This is a genomic window from Bacillus sp. PS95 (assembly GCF_037963565.1).
Taxonomy (GTDB): domain Bacteria; phylum Bacillota; class Bacilli; order Bacillales; family Bacillaceae; genus Bacillus; species Bacillus subtilis.
Genome location: NZ_CP150160.1, coordinates 2,681,488 through 2,698,705 on the forward strand (window position 1 = coordinate 2,681,488; position 17,218 = coordinate 2,698,705).

Genomic DNA, 17,218 nt, shown 5'->3' on the forward strand with positions numbered 1-17,218 from the left:
TCATCCCCTTGATTATTTTGTTACGTTCCGTAAAATCTGTACAAAATCCTCACTGGCATCTGAAGGCAGCTGCCTCAATTCCAGTTTCACGCTCTTGTCACTTAATGTTTCAAATGCCTTTATATCTTGTTCTGTGACACTGACTGATTTTGTGATTTGCCTGCGATGATTTTCAAAACGCATTCCCCCGACGTTTACGGTTTTGATCGGTACACCTGCTTCTATAAGAGATACAATATCAGACGGATTTTCAAACAAGAGCATTGCCGTTACCCCTTCGTAGCGCGGACTATGAAATGCTTTTGCCATTTTAGAAACCGAGACGGCACTTGCCTTTACATTTGAAGGAGCAACAGAAAGGATCAGCGTTTTTCTCATTTCGTCCTGAGCAATATCGTCGGAGACAACGATGATTCGGTCGGCTGCATGGACTTTTATCCACCTTGTCAGGATTTGGCCGTGAATAAAGCGGTCATCAATTCTTGCTAACACAATGTTCATCATAATTCATCCTCTCTTGTATCTTGATTGGCTGTTTTTACTTTTTCTAAATGTTCACTGCACACTTGAAAGCTTTGCTGACTCATTGCTTTTAAGTTGTTCAGCAAATCTTTGAGAGCCAGATGTTCTCTCAGGCTTAATACCTCCAGCAGAATCGGTAGGTTTACGCCGGCTGCCATATCCATTCTTTGATCCTCAGCAATAAAGGAAGCTGCCGCGTTATATGGCGTCCCTCCAAAAATATCGACTAAAAAAAGCACTTCATGTTCTTCCGGGATATCCTTGAGCGCCTGATGATATTTTTCTTGCAGCGTTTGTATTCCTTCCCCTTTAAAAAACGGCACTGCAATCAGGTTATTTTCTTCACCGAATATCATCCCTGAAGACTCTTTTAATGCTATGGGAAAATCTCCATGACCGCTGATAATAACTGAAATCATATCTATTGCTCCTTTCCTGTTTTGTACATCCAAATATAATGCAAGGATCGTGCCAACACAGGTGGGTTAAGCGTTTTCATTGTTATTTCAGCCAACAGCAATTTGTTGTTGAAACACTTAAAACGAAAAAAATAAACCTGTATTAAAATGGTGTTCCATTTAATACAGGTTCATATGAAAAAACTGTTTTTAAAACAGCTGGCCATGCACTTCTTCAGCAAATATGACGGCTATAAATAATTTTTCATCATCACTTATGCGAAGTCCGAGCTTTTCTTCATAAGGGGCTAATGTTCGCTCTGTCACGTACACCATTTCCTTCAGCTGATCATTGATCTCTTCTTCCTCTGAGAAAGCGATCGGATTCTGCTTAATTACCCTTTCAAAGGCGAAAGCCGTGTGCATAATGACTTTGATCAAAACCGCATTATTGAAAATGACCCCCAGCTCATCTTGAACGGTTTGCAGCCACTCCAATAACATTTCGATCACATGGTGGGGATTCAAGAAGACAAGGTATTTTTTCAGGCTATCCTCGCAAAGCTCCCTGACAATAATATTTGCTTCGTTCAATCCATTGCTCAAGGAGATGCTTCCTTTTGTAATGGCCTGTTGAATCAGCTTCTCTCCCTCCCCTTCAATTAACACTTCTAAAGATACATGCGGAGCATTGATTTTAGGGTCTTTCGTTCCGACTGTCGCAAGGATTTCATACTCTTTTTCGATTTCTTTTATGCTGTTGGCCAGCTTAATCGATGATACGGTCAATATGTGAATCGGTGTATCGGAGGCCTTGTTTACGATCGTGGTTAGAATGTCTTCCAGCTTTTTGGCCGTCCCGCTGCCCGTCGTGCAGATGGATACCAATGCCTTCTTTTTGCCGGGTGCCGCTGGCTGACGCTCCCACAACTCGATAAAATCCTTCGTGACCGATTGATAGATCGCATGCAAATTTAAATTCAAATAGTTGACCTTTCTGACAGCATCCAGCACCATTGAAGTCGTAACATTGCTGATCGTTTTAATGGAAATTCCTGTCTTTTCCTCCAGCCTGCTTTCCAGCATTGCAAGCGACCCCATGTCTACCAGCATTAAAACACCTTCACCTTCATCAACCTGTTTCATTTTTTCTGCTACGCATTCAAGAATGTCCGAAGGTGAAACAGAAAGCGGCATATCGACTGCTGCAATCGGCGTGCTCCCTAGCAGTTCTGTCGCGACTTCAACCATCGAACTCGCCGTGCTGTTTCCATGAGCAGCCACGATAATACCGACTCTTTTGTTCTCCTTTAACGATTTGATGGAATGAATTAACATCGTTAAGTAGATGACTTCTATTTCAGGAATAGCCACTTTAAAATATTCCTGAATTTTATCTTTAAAAATCATCGCCACCCGATATTCTTTCACATGAGTATCACGAATTTCATCTGTCTCCTGTGTATTCAAAACATCAATTTGCTTTCCTCGCTTTAAAAATGCGTCAATATGCATACTCAAGAAATAAATAAACTTACGGTCAAATGTGCAATCCAGCTCATGTTCAGCTATTTCTTTTAACTGTTTTGTCATTTGAATCACGTCATCTTCAACGAATGTCAGCAGGTTGTCTTTTTGAAAAGTTTGATGATGAAAAAAACTTCTGACATGCAAATGGACATCAGTCAAGATGTATTGGTTAATATCCTTTTTGGATAAACCTTCTTTCATAAGCGTTTTCACTTTTTCCTCAATCAAATGATATAAGTTAAATGAGAGGTCTTCGTCAATTTTTGTTGTTTCATCTTCTACAATCGGAGAGATAATCGTTGTAATATTGACATATTCAGAAATGGCTTTGCTTCTTTGCATGTTTTTGCTGCTGGACATCCATTCTTGCTTGATTTCATCAGGCAGATCGCGAACAGTCAGTTCAATAACTTCATTTCTGTCAAGGTTATGCAAAAATCCGTGTGCGCAAACTAACTGGACATTTGATTTCAGCTGTCCGACATTCCCAAATTTCGCAGAGTGAATAAGCGCATTATAGACATCGATATGCACACTCAGATTCTTCTTAATTCGCTCTGCTTCTTTCCCTAATAAAAACGTCGTCAGATCCACTCTTTCTTTAAGCGATCGTTCTTCAAGCGAAGGAATATGAATGGTCATTGGGATTCTTCGCAAAAACGTTTTCAATAGTGCAGAACTCGGATTTTCTGTAGTCGCACAAATAAACAATACGTTCGATGTTCGTTTATGTTCAGATTCTCCAAGCCTGTTATAAGAACCGCTGTCAATAAAATAAAACAGCATTTCTTGTCCCTCGGGAGGGAGACGGTGGATTTCATCCATAAAAAGAATGCCCCCATTGGCCTGTTCGACTAAACCCGCCTTATCCTCGGCAGCACCTGTAAATGAACCTTTTTTGTGTCCGAATAATTGAGAAAGCAATAATTGAGGGTTGTTGTAGTAGTCTGCACAGTTAAATGTAATAAATGGTGCGCCGGCCTTCAATATGTCAGAGTAAATGGCAAACTGGTAAATTCGGTTCGCAAAAAGGGATTTACCGGAACCAGTCGGCCCTAGGAGGAGCATATGCAGACCGTTCGGCGGATAAAAGACAGCTGCTTTTGCCTGGGAGATCGCTTTCTTCAAACTCCCTTTTGCCCCTATCATAAGCTCTAGGGGATTCGTGGAAATGTGTTGATGATTTTGCTTTGAATTTCCGGAAAACGCCTGAAGGTCTTTCACTTCCATCATCTCTGTATCCCATTTCTTGTTGAATAATTTTTCTGCTATCTCGACTGGGATGTATCTTACAGGAAATGTTTTAATTTTGATGACCTTTTTGGACCGGACGAGATTGTTCAATTCAAAGCTGACATTGGACCGCTCCATTTTCAGCTGCTCGGCAATCTCCTTTGCTGAATTCCCTTGTATTTTTAAAAGATGATCTAAGGTTGAATCATGAAAATTATGCTTGAGCTGATGGTATATTTTATCTATTCTTCTCACGTCTATCATCCTTTGTCCTTATTAGATAAGCCATTAACAAGAATATTTCGAAACTTTATAGTCCGCGTTGAGATTATCTGCTGATACACGTTTAAAAAGGTCTCTATAGCAGATTGACAAAACTGGCTTTTATGCGTATATGTTTACATGTTGAATCATTTGCATCTCATATTAGTATGATAGATGCTCAGTTCTGGAGGGCCAGTCCCCTTCAAAAGTAATAATCAGTAAACAGTTTATCATTCTCGGGGAATGTAATGATGTCAAAATCATCAATGACAAAAAATGAATCTTATAGATCATGACAAATTACCCAAATATAACCCCTTAAGTTCGCTCACAACTAAAAAGACGGACACAATATGTGACCGCCACAGTATTACAATTTGCAAAACTTCGTCATTTTTGCAAAGTTAAGGAATCTGTAAGCTTAAAAACTTTATCTCCGATTCTCTCGATTTGATCCCCCCTGCAGGTCTCAAACATAGTGGGTATGCAATTATACAAATCGTTACCGATTAAAACTAGCCTGTCAGATTGTCCAAATGACTTTCCTGTTTTACTCTGCTATTCAGGTAGAATCACGAGTGAAAAATAGAGCCACAAGACATGTAACAGCACTTAAAATAGTTTTAAAATTTAAAAATAAAAGTATCTATTCTTTTAAATGTTATAATATCCGATAAAACTTTACTCATCTTTTTATTACTGGAGGAAAATAAAATTGATAGGCAATTCTAGCAAAGACAATTTTGGCCAGCAACAGAAATTGTCTAGAGGCCTTAAAAACAGGCATATACAATTAATGGCGATTGGAGGTGCAATCGGTACAGGTTTATTTTTAGGTTCAGGTAAATCCATCCATTTTGCAGGACCATCCATTTTATTTGCTTACTTGATCACCGGCGTATTTTGCTTTTTCATTATGCGTTCGCTCGGAGAACTGCTCTTATCAAATGCGGGATACCACTCTTTTGTTGATTTTGTAAGGGACTATTTAGGAAACATGGCAGCATTTATCACTGGGTGGACCTACTGGTTCTGTTGGATTTCCCTCGCGATGGCTGATTTAACGGCGGTCGGCATTTATACGCAATATTGGCTTCCCGATGTGCCTCAATGGCTGCCGGGTCTTCTTGCGCTTATTATCCTGCTGATCATGAACCTTGCCACCGTTAAACTTTTCGGAGAATTAGAATTTTGGTTTGCATTGATCAAAGTCATTGCCATACTGGCTCTGATCGTAACTGGTATTCTCCTGATTGCGAAAGGTTTTTCCGCAGCTTCCGGCCCTGCCAGCCTCAACAACCTTTGGAGCCACGGCGGCATGTTCCCAAATGGATGGCATGGGTTTATCCTATCTTTCCAAATGGTCGTCTTCGCTTTCGTGGGTATTGAACTTGTTGGACTGACAGCAGGTGAAACAGAAAATCCCCAAAAAGTGATCCCTAAAGCCATCAATCAAATTCCTGTCCGGATTTTACTTTTTTATGTTGGCGCACTTTTCGTGATTATGTGTATCTATCCTTGGAATGTGTTGAATCCAAACGAAAGCCCATTTGTTCAGGTCTTCTCTGCAGTAGGCATCGTTGTGGCTGCCAGTTTGATCAATTTTGTTGTATTAACATCAGCCGCATCAGCTGCAAATAGCGCTTTATTCAGCACAAGCCGAATGGTCTATTCACTTGCAAAGGATCATCACGCACCTGGACTATTAAAGAAATTAACTTCTTCTAACGTGCCAAGCAATGCGCTGTTCTTTTCATCCATCGCCATTCTGATTGGCGTTAGTCTGAATTATTTAATGCCCGAGCAAGTCTTCACGCTGATTACAAGTGTTTCAACAATATGCTTCATTTTTATTTGGGGCATCACGGTGATTTGCCATTTGAAATATCGAAAAACAAGGCAGCATGAAGCGAAAGCAAACAAATTCAAAATGCCTTTTTACCCATTATCCAACTATTTAACACTTGCATTTCTCGCGTTCATTCTTGTCATATTGGCACTGGCGAATGATACACGTATTGCTTTGTTTGTCACCCCGGTCTGGTTTGTTTTATTGATTATTTTGTATAAGGTGCAAACCCGCAGAGGACATAAGATGAAATAAAAAAAGACAAGGGATACTCACTCCCTTGTCTTTTTTTATGTGTCAAACACTAAATTAAACTTTGGTTTCAAATTTCATTCACTTCATTTAAGTGTTAACTCAAACCAGTTTTGATGCCGAAACCTACTAATATTATTCCGGTAATTTTTTGAAACACTTTCTGGAACTTCGAGTTTTTCATCCATTTTTTTGCGTAATCAATAATATAAACAAGAAACAGGAACCACAACACCGCTAATAAGGTTAGGATTGAAGCTAAAATGATGAGCTGCTGGTTTATATTTCCGTTCAAATTGATAAATTGGGGCATGATTGTAACATACACCAAAACAGTTTTAGGATTGAGAATGTTACTGAGTGATCCTTGCATAAAGGAAGTTTTATAATAACGTTTCGGAGAACTTGCCATATTTTTTGCTTGGGATTGCATGTCATCTAACGAAAACATACTTTTAGCAAAAAAGCTTTTTACACCTAAATAAATTAAGTATGCCGCTCCCAAATATTTGATCGTTGTGAAAAGAATCACTGACTTTGCGATTACCACTGATAATCCTAAAATGGCAATCACCGTCCAAAAGGAAAGTCCTGTCGCCAATCCGAGAATGTTATAACGGCCGGCTTTCGGACCATACCTAAGCGTATTTTTCATCACAAGCATCGTATCTGCCCCCGGCATGATAACCATCATGGCAGCGATCGGTATGTATGCGAGTAAGCTGTGCATTGTTCTCTCCCCCTTTAAAAATCCCCTCAATCATATAGTGACTACAAAAGTAACTACTTATAAAAGTGTATCAATGCATTTGGAATAAATCAATATGGTTTGTTAAAATAGCGATTACTAAGGCAGCGATTGCTCTTTATATTGGAGGATATATGAAAGAAAATATGTTAGACATTTTAAAAAACCTCAATTTTACAGAATATGAATCGAAAGCGTATTTGGCATTATTGCAAGAATCACCTTTAACAGGCTATGCCGTTGCCAAAAAATCCGGAGTGCCCCGTTCTAAAATTTATGAAGTCTTGGAAAGCCTTGTCATAAGGGGAGATGTTTTTGTCAGTCATGGAAATACACCTCAGTATGTTCCAGTCCCCGCAAAAGAACTGATTAAAAACCGCCGGCTCAAAGCGGAAGAGCATTTTGATCAGGCTGAGAAATATTTTGAAAAGTTCGAGCAGACTGCTAATGACCGGGAAAACATCTGGAATATCACCGGCCGCAGTGAAATTCTTGAAAAGGTGAAGGCTTGTATTTTATCTGCCAAAAAAAGAATCCTCTTAGAAATATGGAAAGAGGATTTTGAGGAGATAGAATCAGAGCTAAAACAGGCGGCAGAACAAGGCGTTATTGTCACCATTATTGCGTACGGAGACATCGTATCTGATTTTTCCAATGTTTACCTTCATGATATGAGCAGTGAAATTACAGAAGAGTATGACGGACGGTGGCTTGTCTATAGCGGAGACGATTCAGAAGTAGTAGCAGGCATTGTCTCACTTGGCAACGACAGCCGTGCTGCATGGACGATGCATGTAGGTTTAGTCATGCCTATTACTGAAGTGATCATTCATGATCTGTACCTCATGGAAATTCTGAAAAAGCATAGAGAGCTTTTAGAAGAGAGCTTCGGGAAAAATCTCATCCAGTTGCGCCGTAAATTTTCTATCCATTCAGATTTCAAAAAACATTATTTGGAATAATATTCGCATCGCTTAACCAAAACAAGGCTTGTACAAAACAAGCCTTGTTTTTTTATGCATAAACCCCCCATGCTGATTTACTTCTCTCTTTTAAAAAAATGTGATTCTGCGCAAACTATTTTTCAGCCTGCCGCGTCTATCCTAGGTAACAGCCTACGATATACGTATATTCAAAAAGGAGCCCTTTATTGCAATGAAGAAAAAACAAACAACAAAAGCGTTGCTTGTCACATGCATAACTGACCATAAGCAAGATTTCTACAGGTTGGCTTTCAGTTATGTGAAAAATCAAGATGACGCATTAGATATTGTTCAGGAATCGATAAAAAAAGCGCTGAGCTCAGTTGAAACGGTCAGGAACCCTGGGACGATAAAAAGCTGGTTTTATAAAATTTTAGTACGGACAGCCATTGATTTTTTGCGCAAACAAAAAAAGATAAGAGTGATGGACGACGAAACGATAGAATTTTTAAGCAAAGGAAAGGAAGACCATTACAAGGATACTGATCTCCATGAAGCGCTTGACGAATTGCCGTACCGCTATAAAACCATTATTATTTTACGTTTTTTTGAAGACCTCAAATTAGAAGAAATTGCGGAAATTACAGGAGAAAACACGAATACCGTCAAAACGCGCCTATACAGAGCATTGAAGCTGATGCGCATTCAATTGACGAAGGAGGATCTTTCTTAATGGATAAGAGATTACAGCAATTAAGAGAAGAATATAAAAATGTTCAGATTCCTAAAGAATTGGATATCATTGTTGAAAAAGCCCTTCAGCAAGAACCAAAAAAGAAAAGAATCGTCATGTGGCCGACATCAGCAGCAATCGCTGCAGCTATTTTATTCACTGCGCTTGTTAATATCAACCCGGACGCCGCTCAGGCTATGTCCAAGATCCCTGTCATCGGCAAAATCGTCAAAGCGATCACCTTTATTGAAATCAAAGAGGAAAAAGACCAATCAAGCATTGATGTCAAAACACCTGCTTTGTCCGGGCTTTCTAATAAAGAGCTTGAAAACAGCATTAACCAGAAATACTTGAAAGAAAGCCAGCAGCTGTATAAAGAGTTTATACAGTCCACATCCAAAAACAAAAAAGGGCATCTCAGCATCTACAGTGATTACGAGACGGTCACAGACACGCCAGATTTACTCTCTATCCGGCGCAATATTGAAACAACACAAGCATCTTCCTACACACAAAGCCGTTATATTACAATTGACAAAAAGAATGATATTTTACTTACATTAAAAAGCTTATTCAAAGATGAGCGCTATATCAAAGTCATCAGTCAAAACATCAAAGAACAAATGAAACAGCAAATGAAGGAAGATCCAAATAAAATATATTGGCTCACTGACGAAGATGCAGAACCGTTCAAAACGATTCTTCCTGATCAGACGTTTTACATTACTGAAGACCATAAACTTGTGATCTCATTTGACGAATATGAAGTCGCCCCCGGCTATATGGGCGTTACAGAGTTTACAATTCCAACCGGCGTCATTTCAAACTTGCTCGTGGGAGAACGTTATATTCGATAAAATAAAAACATCCATCTAAGATTATGGATGTTTTCTCTCTTCTCTATTCGAGGTCGTAACCTCGCTACCAAAAACAACGAGAATATTTGCATACTATTGGAGGAATACCCATGTATCACAAGACAGAGCATCATCGATACATCCCTGGACTTGATGGCCTTCGCGCTTTTGCCGTCCTGTCAGTTATCGCTTATCACCTAAATTTCAATTGGGCTAACGGTGGTTTTATCGGAGTTGATATCTTTTTTGTTTTATCCGGATATTTGATTACATCTATTCTATTACCGGCATATGGAAATGATATCAATCTTGATTTTCGGGATTTTTGGGTGCGCCGCATTCGGCGGCTTCTGCCGGCAGCGTACCTTATGATCTTTTCCACTGTTGTGTGGGTCGTATTGTTTGATCGAGAACTATTGCACACTCTACGTGGAGATGCGATCTCTTCTCTCTTTTATATGAGCAATTGGTGGTTTATTTTTCACAAGCTATCATATTTTGATAGTTTCGGTTCCCCATCACCTCTAAAAAACCTTTGGTCGCTGGCGATTGAAGAACAATTTTATATCATATGGCCGATGTTCTTAGTTGTTGGAATGTACATAATGAAAAGCCGCGCCAGATTGGCTGCGGTGATATCATTGCTTGCGCTTTGTTCAGCCGTGATGATGAGCGTACTGTATGAACCTGGCGGAGATCCGAGCCGCGTTTACTATGGCACAGACACTCGTTCGTTTGGACTTCTCATCGGATGTGCCTTGGCTTTGGTATGGCCGATGAAAAGGCTGTCTTCCAACAGGCTGCCTAGCAAACTGAAGCACACTTTGCACGCCACTGAATTTTCGGCATTTTGTATTTTAGTGTTGTGTGTCTATTTCACAGATGAATACGAGCCTTTTCTTTACAGAGGCGGAATGCTATTCATTAGCGTGACTGCCGCAATCCTTATTGCATGTGTTTGCCATCCGAGCAGCTTTTTAGGCAATCTGCTTTCATGGAGGCCGCTTCGGTGGCTTGGAACGAGGTCTTACGGAATTTATCTTTGGCACTACCCTGTTATTGTGTTAAGCACGCCAGTTCAAGAAATCGGAAACCCTGTTTTTTGGCATATCGTGCTAAAGGTCATTGTGACATGTATACTTGCCGAGCTTTCCTACCATTTTATTGAGAAGCCGATACGGACACAGGGATTTAGGTCATTTTTCCGCCGTGTTTTTATACATAGAATCAAGGAATGGAAAACGACATCTGTCATCAGCAAAATGTCAATTGGTTTCATCATTTTCGCTATACTTATTTTTGCAGGCGGGCTGTCAGGGCTAGCCGGCGAGCAAAAGCACCCTACCAAATGGACATATAGCTCACAAGAAACAAATGCTGACACCAGCCAGGCTTCTGGGGATAAAAAGAACGCTGCAGCAGATAAAAAACACAATCCTGAACAAAAGACAACAGAATCCGATCAACGTCAAAAGGAAAACAAAGATAGTGGGCAAGAGACTCATAAAAAGAAAGACACGCAATCTCAACAGGCGAAAAAACCAGCAGACACTGCGAAAGAGGTGTTAGCTATAGGAGATTCCGTCATGCTTGATATTTCTTCACACCTGCGTCAGTCACTTTCACATGTGACGATTGATGGAAAGGTGGGGAGACAAATGTCTCAAGCTTTGGAACTCGCAAGGGAATACAAGTCTTTTAATCAGCCGAACAAGGCTGTCATCATTGAGCTTGGAACCAATGGCTACTTTACAAACAGCCAAATCGAACAACTGCTTCAATCTTTCTCAAAAGCTCATATCTATCTTGTCAATACACGGGTTCCCCGCCAATGGGAAAGCAAGGTTAATGAGTCTTTACAGCACCAGGCCCACGCACATCAAAATGTTACGTTAGTTGACTGGCATACAGAAGCTCTTCAGCATCCAGAATATTTTACCCCTGATGGTGTTCACTTGGTTCCTAAAGGGGCAAAAGCTTTGACTGCTCTTATTGTTCAGGCGATGAAATCATAAAAAAGAGATCCTATGCGGATTACTTTTTCACTTTAGTTTCTGATCGTTGATTATGTCTCCTTTCAGCAAGGCAGCCCTTATGTTTACATGCCGTTTACGTAAGGGTAAGCCAAAATTGAATGGAGGGATGATAATGAAAGGAAATGAAGAACGTGACATCCAAAAAGAGCTGAAACGATATGAGCTTTTTTTCAAAAAACGATATAAGATTCTTTATACAGTAAACGATTTTATCATTGGTGCTTTGTTTCTCGTAGGGAGCTTTTTCTTTTTTTATGACCGATTAATGTCGGCAGGGATATGGCTGTTTGCGATCGGAAGCTTGCTGCTGTTAATCAGGCCGACCATTCGGCTGATTCATGACTTTCATTACCGTAAGCATGTGGAACAGCAATTCAAGCATCAATCTTCAACAGATGACTGATCTTAAGGAATAAGAAAGAACAAAATGCCAAAAGCCTGAGTTGAAAATCAAAAACAAGACTTTCAGACTATTTATTTTTAAAAATAAGGTAAAAAGAACTAAACTTTTGCCTCTGCATGCCGATATGAATAATAAGGCCGGCGCGATACTCCCTATAACATCCTTTTCAGTAGATTTCATTATCGTGCCGGTTTTCTCATATGCAAAGCAATCCCGCCAATCAGATTGGCGGGATTTTATATTTTACATTCCTGTCCAAACGTCTTTTACATAACGTTTTTGATCTTGCAGCTTTTGCAGCCATTCAGCTGATTCTTCCTGACTTGCTCCTTTTTCAGCTTCATACGCCAATCGCAAAGTTTTCTCTACGTCAGGAGCCATTTGCGATCCATCACCGCATACGTAAATATGAGCCCCTTTTTCAATGAGTGTCATCAATTTCTGCGTATCTCGCTTGAGCAAGTGCTGGACATATCCTTTTGGTTCGTTTTCGACGCGTGAGTAGCATCGGCGGATTGTGACCAAACCGTCCTGTTCCGCTTGATCCAGCTCTTCTCTGTAAAGGTCGTCATGGTCCGGGCGGCGGCAGCCGAAGTATAAAAGCGCTTCACCAAGAGTGCTTCCTTCCTTCTTCAAAACCGATCTTGCCTGAATAAAGCCCCTGAATGGCGCAATTCCTGTGCCCGGCCCGACCATAATCATAGGCGTTTCAGGATTATCCGGCATCTGGAATCCGGACTGCGGCGTACGAATGAAACAGGCTGCTGCATCACCTGTATTCAATTCTGCTAAATAATTAGAGGCGACACCCCGGTATTCACCTCGGCCGCTCCATGCTGAGGCTTTCACAACTCCTACCGTCATGCTCACGATATTAGCATGAACTTTCGGTGAACTTGAAATGGAATAGTATCTCGGTTTTAGTGATGGCAAAAGTGCTAAAAACCGTTCAAACGGCATTTCGCAGGCAGGATAATCCTCTAAAAAATCAAGCATGTTAAGACGTTTTGCAAGTACCTGCTCTTTGTAAATGCCAGCATCTGAAACGAGCTGTTCCAGCTCTTTTTGATGCGGCGGACAGACTGTATAAGAGGCCAGCTCCCGAAGCTGAAGCCTTGATGCCGGTTCCTGCAGCTCTACATAGGACGACAATAAATCCACTACTTTGATCGGCCGATCCATCGGCAGATGAGCCATATGAGCGCTTCCGCTTACTTTTATCACATGATTGGACTGCAAACCGAATCGGCTGAGAACCCGCTGAACAAGCTCCCTGCTGTTCTTCGGCAGGATTCCGATATGATCGCCTTCTTTATATGTTTTACCAGCCGGAATTTCCAATTCGATATGGCGGGTTGAACGCGTGCTGTCAGCTGTCTGGAGTTCGCGATTCTCTAACACAATCCCTTCAAACGCGCCATATGCTTTAGCAACCGGCGTTTCCGTCGCTTCACTGAGAAAAGTAATCGATAATGAAGGCCTGTCTTCTTTCTGGGCTATTTCGTTAATATCAAATGCGTCCATCGTTTCCTTCCAGAAGCGGTTTTCCCAAGACTCACGATGGCTTTCAAAATCATCGGCGGCGTCACCTTCCCCAATCTCTGTTAAACGCGATGCCCCCTTTGCTTTCATCATGTCATCAATCAGGCGGGGAATCCGCTGATACGTGCTGGCCCAGCTCCGGTTTCCGCAGCCGAATACCGCATAGGAAACACCTTTCAATTGGCCTTCCTCAAGCTCTTTCAGCCACTCTACAAAGCCGGCAGCATTATCAGGCGGCGCCCCATTATAAGAAGCCGTTACAATGACGACTGCCCCTTCTTCAGGGAGCTTGTCGATATAATCATCAAGCGGAGCCGTTTCAGCTGTAAAGCCCATCTGGCGGCCTTGAGCAGCCAGTTCACCGGCTATTCCCTCAGCTGTCCCAAGGTTTGAACCGTAAAGAACGAGTAAAGGTGTGCCGTGTTTAGGTTTGGTTTCTTTTGGCTTTGTTTCTGCTTTGATGTCTGCCTGTTCTTTTCTCTGTACATTGATTGCCGCTGTTTTTCGCGGTTTCACAGTAATTTTAAAATCATCCGGCTTGATCGTTAATGCTTCTTTGATTTTTAGTTCGTAGCCAGTATGGTTTATCAATTCAAAATGCTTTAATACAAGACCGAGAACCATTGTCGCTTCTTGAAGAGCAAACTGCATGCCAATACAAGCGCGCTGTCCGTTTCCAAACGGCTTATACGCATGGTGAGGGATACTTGAAGGATCCTCAAACCGTTCTGGACGGAAATCTTCCGCATCCGGTCCCCAAGCGTTTTGATCCCGGTGCAGTTTTGGAATTAAAACAGTGACTGGCTGCCCTTTACTGATCGGATATTCCCCGCCTAGAACAGTATCCTCCTTCGCATATAGAGAAAAAGCCGGAGCTGTTGGATACAGTCTGAGGGTTTCATTTAAAACCATCCGAATGTATTTGAGCTGCTGGATTTGTTTATATTCAGGCGTGTCATCCGTTAACACGCGATCCGCTTCCTCCTGAGCTTTTTTCAGTTTTTCCGGATGTGTAAGCAGACAATAAATCGCAAAGGAAAGCAAACCGCTTGTCGTCTCATGTCCAGCAATTAAAAATGTGATGATTTGATACCTTATGTTTTCATCATCCAGCGTTTCACCGGTTACTGGATCTTTGGCATAAAGCATGAGAGACAAGAGATCCTTGATGTTTTCATCCGGATTCGCCTTTCGCTCCGCTATCATTCTATCGACCAGGGAGTTCATGACTTCTATATCCTTTTGAAACTGCAGCTTCGTTTTCACCATCATCTTATCTTGCAGGCCCAGTCTTTTTGATTGATTCATCGCCTCTTTTAAGGCACGGAGCATACTGGTGATAAACGGATGCTGTGAATCACGGTAAAAGCTGTTGAATCGATAGTTAAACCCGCACAACCCAATCGTATCAAGCGTCAGACGTGTCATATCGTCTGCTACATCAATTTCTTCATTAGGGTTTAACCGGCTCCACTTTTGAATCAACTGGGTTGCGATATCCAGCATCATAGTATGATAGCCTTTCATCGCTTTTTGACTAAAACTCGGCAGCAAAATGCGGTGGGCTTTTTGCCAGTTCGGTTCGTGCGTCCAGCTTGTAAATAAGCCATCTCCCCCGAATTCGCGCACCTTTTGCAAGCCTTTGCCAAGGTTCTTGTCGAAGCGGCTTTCATCACACACTTCAGCCACAAGATTGTGGCCCGAGACAAAAACACTGGATACTCCCGGAAAATCAAAACGGAAAATCGGCCCCAATTCATCAGCTATCCGCCATAAGGATTGAGAAAGCTGTTCTTTTTCCAGATGCGGAAGATTTTTTAAAGGTCCGTATGTTTTGGGCTGAGGTATTGCGCTTGCCTGTTTCATTAACATCTCCCTTTCCTATTTTTGTGATGAATGAAGCTTAATGGCGTCCCAGCAGCATTGTTCCAATTCAGTAATTAAATCAGTGTCCATCTCTATATCACCTGTTTGAACGAGCTGATATATCTTGAGAAACGCCCCTAATACAATCGCAATTAACACATTAGAGGGCAGGCTGCGAATCACGCCTTCCGCTTTTCCCTTATTAAAATAGTCATCAAGCATTTGAGTCAGATTTTCTATCATTTTTTTGCTTGTATGATTTAAGTAATGAGCGTCTTTTTTGGTTTCAAGAAAAAAAAGCGCATAGTCGCTCTCTTTCGTAAACTGAACGAGACAGCAAAATACGTGGTGAAAGCCTTCTCTGACAGGCAATTCTGAAACGTCTTGCTTCAGTTTTTCCGTAAATCGCTGGATGCTTTCTTGAAACAGTACGTTGACGAGTGTTTCTTTGCTGTCAAAATAACGATAGATCGTTCCTGTCCCTACATGAGCACGTTCAGCTATCATAGGAATAGTGGTAGCGTCAAAACCCCTTTCCGTAAAAAGTGAGACTGACGCTTTTATAATCATGTCGTATTTACTGCTGGATGCGGATAACATGTAATCTACAACCTCCGATTCGTTTGCGGAATGAATATTCATTCCTTTTGTTCACAAAGAATGTCTGCCCTGTCTGATATCACCTCTTTGTTCTTTCTTCTGTTATAAGTTTATATGAAAAAAACTTTTTTTAATATAAAGTATATGCAAAAAATAAAAAATTAAGAAAATATACCCAAATCCTAATGCGAGGATCTTGGATATATTTCCCGAGAAATTTTTTATTTGACAGCCACAATACATAGACAGGAATCACGCCTGATAACAGAAAGATCCCTGAAATGCTGGTCTTTCAGCAGTTGAATATACGTTTTCTCTTTTTCACCGGTATTTGTGTCAATACTGATATAAAACCGGCCGTCAATTTGAAGTACCCTGTAAATTTCTCTTAATGCAAGCCTAATATTGGTGCAGCTTTGAACCGTATGTAAAGAAAAGACTTTATTAAAGGTACGGTCATCAAAGGGAATGTCCTCTGGATAGCCATGAAAAACCTCCCCGTTCCCCATGTTCTTTCGATTCGCACGTGATATCTGTCTTACCTTTCGTTTTGAAGGATCAATGCTTTTTAGGCTTCCCTTTTCTAGTTTCTTGGTTATGCTTTTAAAGACAGTGCCGTTTCCAATTCCAATTTCTAAAATTCTGTCATTTTCTTGTATATCTATAGAGTCAATCATCATATGCTCAATTGTTTTGGTTAGCTTATATTTCCGAGAAAATAATTTCCAAAAATCTGATCGTTTATAGAGTCTATTTTCTAGCATTTTAAACACCTGCTTTTGGTTTCCTATGTTTATTTATTATCTTAAAAAAATAAACATCATCTTCATTCTAAAAGTGAAGGAAGGTATCAACTAGACGGCAATGTATTGAAAAATGTTTCAATAGAACTAAACTTTTTCATTTTTTTCCGCAAAAAAAGCAGAAAACAAAATGTTTTCTGCCCTCTTTCTAATGCCAATGATAAGGGAATACATACAGCCTTTGCTGCTGCATTGCCATCAGCCTCTGCTGTCGGAATGGATTTCCATAACCATGTTTGAAGGAATGCGGCATGGACGCATAACCATGGCCAATCGACGGCAGCCTTTTTTGATAATCGTTCATCATGCCATCACCTGCCTCACAGTAACGTTGATTTATTGTATGCAGGCAGGCATTTTCTTGACAGCTGTTTCGCTAAACTTGGTCCTTCTCCATAGTATAATGCATCAATAGTTCCATTCTAAGCATATGCCATTCCCCCTTCAGTTTTTTTCGTTGCTTTTAGCGCCAGTTTGTTAAATAAAGATGCTTTAACTGAGACTCTTTCATTTCATCATAAATTTGTTCAATCTGCTGTTCTCGTTCGAATTCTTCCAGGCTTTTAAACCGTTTTTTAATCGTTAACGTTAAAAAGAATAGGTTAATCGTCATATCGCTCACCCCCTTTCAAAGTCCGCATCAAGCGAAATAACCCGCG

The 17,218-nt window shown here is 40.8% G+C and carries 16 protein-coding genes; 7 read left to right on the forward strand and 9 right to left on the reverse strand.

Translation table 11 applies throughout. The features are described from left to right. Positions 1-12 precede the first annotated feature (12 nt). From levE to levR, 3 genes are all read right to left on the reverse strand, one after another. Positions 13-501, reverse strand: a complete 489-nt coding sequence (gene levE / locus NSQ12_RS14005; RefSeq protein ID WP_029318159.1) for a PTS fructose transporter subunit IIB — start codon at positions 499-501, stop codon at positions 13-15. Next, positions 501-941: a PTS fructose transporter subunit IIA gene (gene levD, locus NSQ12_RS14010; protein ID WP_003246144.1), complete on the reverse strand. Its 441-nt coding sequence runs from the start codon at positions 939-941 to the stop codon at positions 501-503. Before levD ends, levE begins: the two co-directional genes overlap by 1 nt. Before the next feature lie 189 nt (positions 942-1,130). After that, positions 1,131-3,938, reverse strand: a complete 2,808-nt coding sequence (gene levR / locus NSQ12_RS14015) for a transcriptional regulator LevR (protein ID WP_339174942.1) — start codon at positions 3,936-3,938, stop codon at positions 1,131-1,133. Positions 3,939-4,483: 545 nt separating this feature from the next. On the opposite strand from levR, the gene NSQ12_RS14020 reads away from it, so the two are divergent. Next, a complete protein-coding gene (locus NSQ12_RS14020) occupies positions 4,484-4,624 on the forward strand; it encodes a hypothetical protein (RefSeq protein WP_119123073.1) in 141 nt (46 codons plus the stop codon). 38 nt (positions 4,625-4,662) lie between these two features. Then, positions 4,663-6,051 (forward strand): amino acid permease, encoded by a 1,389-nt coding sequence (locus tag NSQ12_RS14025; protein WP_077671553.1) that lies wholly within the window; start codon positions 4,663-4,665, stop codon positions 6,049-6,051. Positions 6,052-6,145: 94 nt separating this feature from the next. Here the strand turns inward: NSQ12_RS14025 and NSQ12_RS14030 are convergent, their stop codons facing one another. After that, a complete protein-coding gene (locus NSQ12_RS14030) occupies positions 6,146-6,778 on the reverse strand; it encodes a LysE family transporter (protein WP_014477480.1) in 633 nt (210 codons plus the stop codon). A gap of 152 nt (positions 6,779-6,930) precedes the next feature. Between NSQ12_RS14030 and NSQ12_RS14035 the strand changes: the two genes are divergently transcribed. From NSQ12_RS14035 to NSQ12_RS14055, 5 genes are all read left to right on the forward strand, one after another. Further along, the gene (locus NSQ12_RS14035) at positions 6,931-7,758 is read left to right on the forward strand and encodes a TrmB family transcriptional regulator (protein ID WP_029727150.1); all 828 of its coding nucleotides are present in this window, start codon (positions 6,931-6,933) and stop codon (positions 7,756-7,758) included. 193 nt (positions 7,759-7,951) lie between these two features. Next, positions 7,952-8,452, forward strand: coding sequence for an RNA polymerase sigma factor SigV (gene sigV, locus NSQ12_RS14040; protein WP_015251591.1), 501 nt, complete (start codon positions 7,952-7,954; stop codon positions 8,450-8,452). Then, entirely contained in the window at positions 8,452-9,309 is an 858-nt protein-coding gene (gene rsiV / locus NSQ12_RS14045; protein ID WP_003229823.1) for an anti-sigma-V factor RsiV, read from the forward strand. The genes sigV and rsiV overlap by 1 nt, the downstream gene beginning before the upstream one ends. 110 nt (positions 9,310-9,419) lie before the next feature. Next, positions 9,420-11,324, forward strand: a complete 1,905-nt coding sequence (gene oatA, locus NSQ12_RS14050; RefSeq protein WP_339174947.1) for a peptidoglycan O-acetyltransferase OatA — start codon at positions 9,420-9,422, stop codon at positions 11,322-11,324. A gap of 133 nt (positions 11,325-11,457) precedes the next feature. Continuing rightward, positions 11,458-11,748 carry a YrhK family protein gene (locus NSQ12_RS14055; RefSeq protein ID WP_339174949.1) on the forward strand — a complete coding sequence of 97 codons (291 nt, stop codon included), beginning with the start codon at positions 11,458-11,460 and terminating at the stop codon, positions 11,746-11,748. 243 nt (positions 11,749-11,991) lie between these two features. Here NSQ12_RS14055 and cypB read toward each other — a convergent pair whose 3' ends face one another. The 5 genes from cypB to NSQ12_RS14080 form a co-directional block, all read right to left on the reverse strand. Then, complete coding sequence (cypB, locus tag NSQ12_RS14060) at positions 11,992-15,156, reverse strand: bifunctional cytochrome P450/NADPH--P450 reductase CypB (RefSeq protein ID WP_339174951.1); 3,165 nt, start codon at positions 15,154-15,156, stop codon at positions 11,992-11,994. A 15-nt stretch (positions 15,157-15,171) separates the two neighbouring features. Next, a complete protein-coding gene (fatR, locus tag NSQ12_RS14065; RefSeq protein ID WP_339174953.1) occupies positions 15,172-15,756 on the reverse strand; it encodes a transcriptional regulator FatR in 585 nt (194 codons plus the stop codon). A gap of 221 nt (positions 15,757-15,977) precedes the next feature. Beyond that, a complete protein-coding gene (locus tag NSQ12_RS14070; protein WP_029727148.1) occupies positions 15,978-16,520 on the reverse strand; it encodes a methyltransferase domain-containing protein in 543 nt (180 codons plus the stop codon). Between the two features lie 187 nt (positions 16,521-16,707). Then, complete coding sequence (locus NSQ12_RS14075; RefSeq protein WP_003229817.1) at positions 16,708-16,866, reverse strand: hypothetical protein; 159 nt, start codon at positions 16,864-16,866, stop codon at positions 16,708-16,710. Between the two features lie 156 nt (positions 16,867-17,022). After that, complete coding sequence (locus NSQ12_RS14080; RefSeq protein WP_004399102.1) at positions 17,023-17,172, reverse strand: YrzI family small protein; 150 nt, start codon at positions 17,170-17,172, stop codon at positions 17,023-17,025. Between the last annotated feature and the right edge of the window lie 46 nt (positions 17,173-17,218).

Coding starts and splice junctions, on each gene's coding strand:
- levE (WP_029318159.1), bottom strand. CDS start 501: ATGAACATTGTGTTAGCAAGAATTGATGACCGCTTTATTCACGGCCAA.
- levD (WP_003246144.1), bottom strand. CDS start 941: ATGATTTCAGTTATTATCAGCGGTCATGGAGATTTTCCCATAGCATTA.
- NSQ12_RS14020 (WP_119123073.1), top strand. CDS start 4,484: ATGACTTTCCTGTTTTACTCTGCTATTCAGGTAGAATCACGAGTGAAA.
- NSQ12_RS14030 (WP_014477480.1), bottom strand. CDS start 6,778: ATGCACAGCTTACTCGCATACATACCGATCGCTGCCATGATGGTTATC.
- NSQ12_RS14035 (WP_029727150.1), top strand. CDS start 6,931: ATGAAAGAAAATATGTTAGACATTTTAAAAAACCTCAATTTTACAGAA.
- sigV (WP_015251591.1), top strand. CDS start 7,952: ATGAAGAAAAAACAAACAACAAAAGCGTTGCTTGTCACATGCATAACT.
- rsiV (WP_003229823.1), top strand. CDS start 8,452: ATGGATAAGAGATTACAGCAATTAAGAGAAGAATATAAAAATGTTCAG.
- oatA (WP_339174947.1), top strand. CDS start 9,420: ATGTATCACAAGACAGAGCATCATCGATACATCCCTGGACTTGATGGC.
- NSQ12_RS14055 (WP_339174949.1), top strand. CDS start 11,458: ATGAAAGGAAATGAAGAACGTGACATCCAAAAAGAGCTGAAACGATAT.
- cypB (WP_339174951.1), bottom strand. CDS start 15,156: ATGAAACAGGCAAGCGCAATACCTCAGCCCAAAACATACGGACCTTTA.
- fatR (WP_339174953.1), bottom strand. CDS start 15,756: ATGTTATCCGCATCCAGCAGTAAATACGACATGATTATAAAAGCGTCA.
- NSQ12_RS14070 (WP_029727148.1), bottom strand. CDS start 16,520: ATGCTAGAAAATAGACTCTATAAACGATCAGATTTTTGGAAATTATTT.
- NSQ12_RS14075 (WP_003229817.1), bottom strand. CDS start 16,866: ATGATGAACGATTATCAAAAAAGGCTGCCGTCGATTGGCCATGGTTAT.
- NSQ12_RS14080 (WP_004399102.1), bottom strand. CDS start 17,172: ATGACGATTAACCTATTCTTTTTAACGTTAACGATTAAAAAACGGTTT.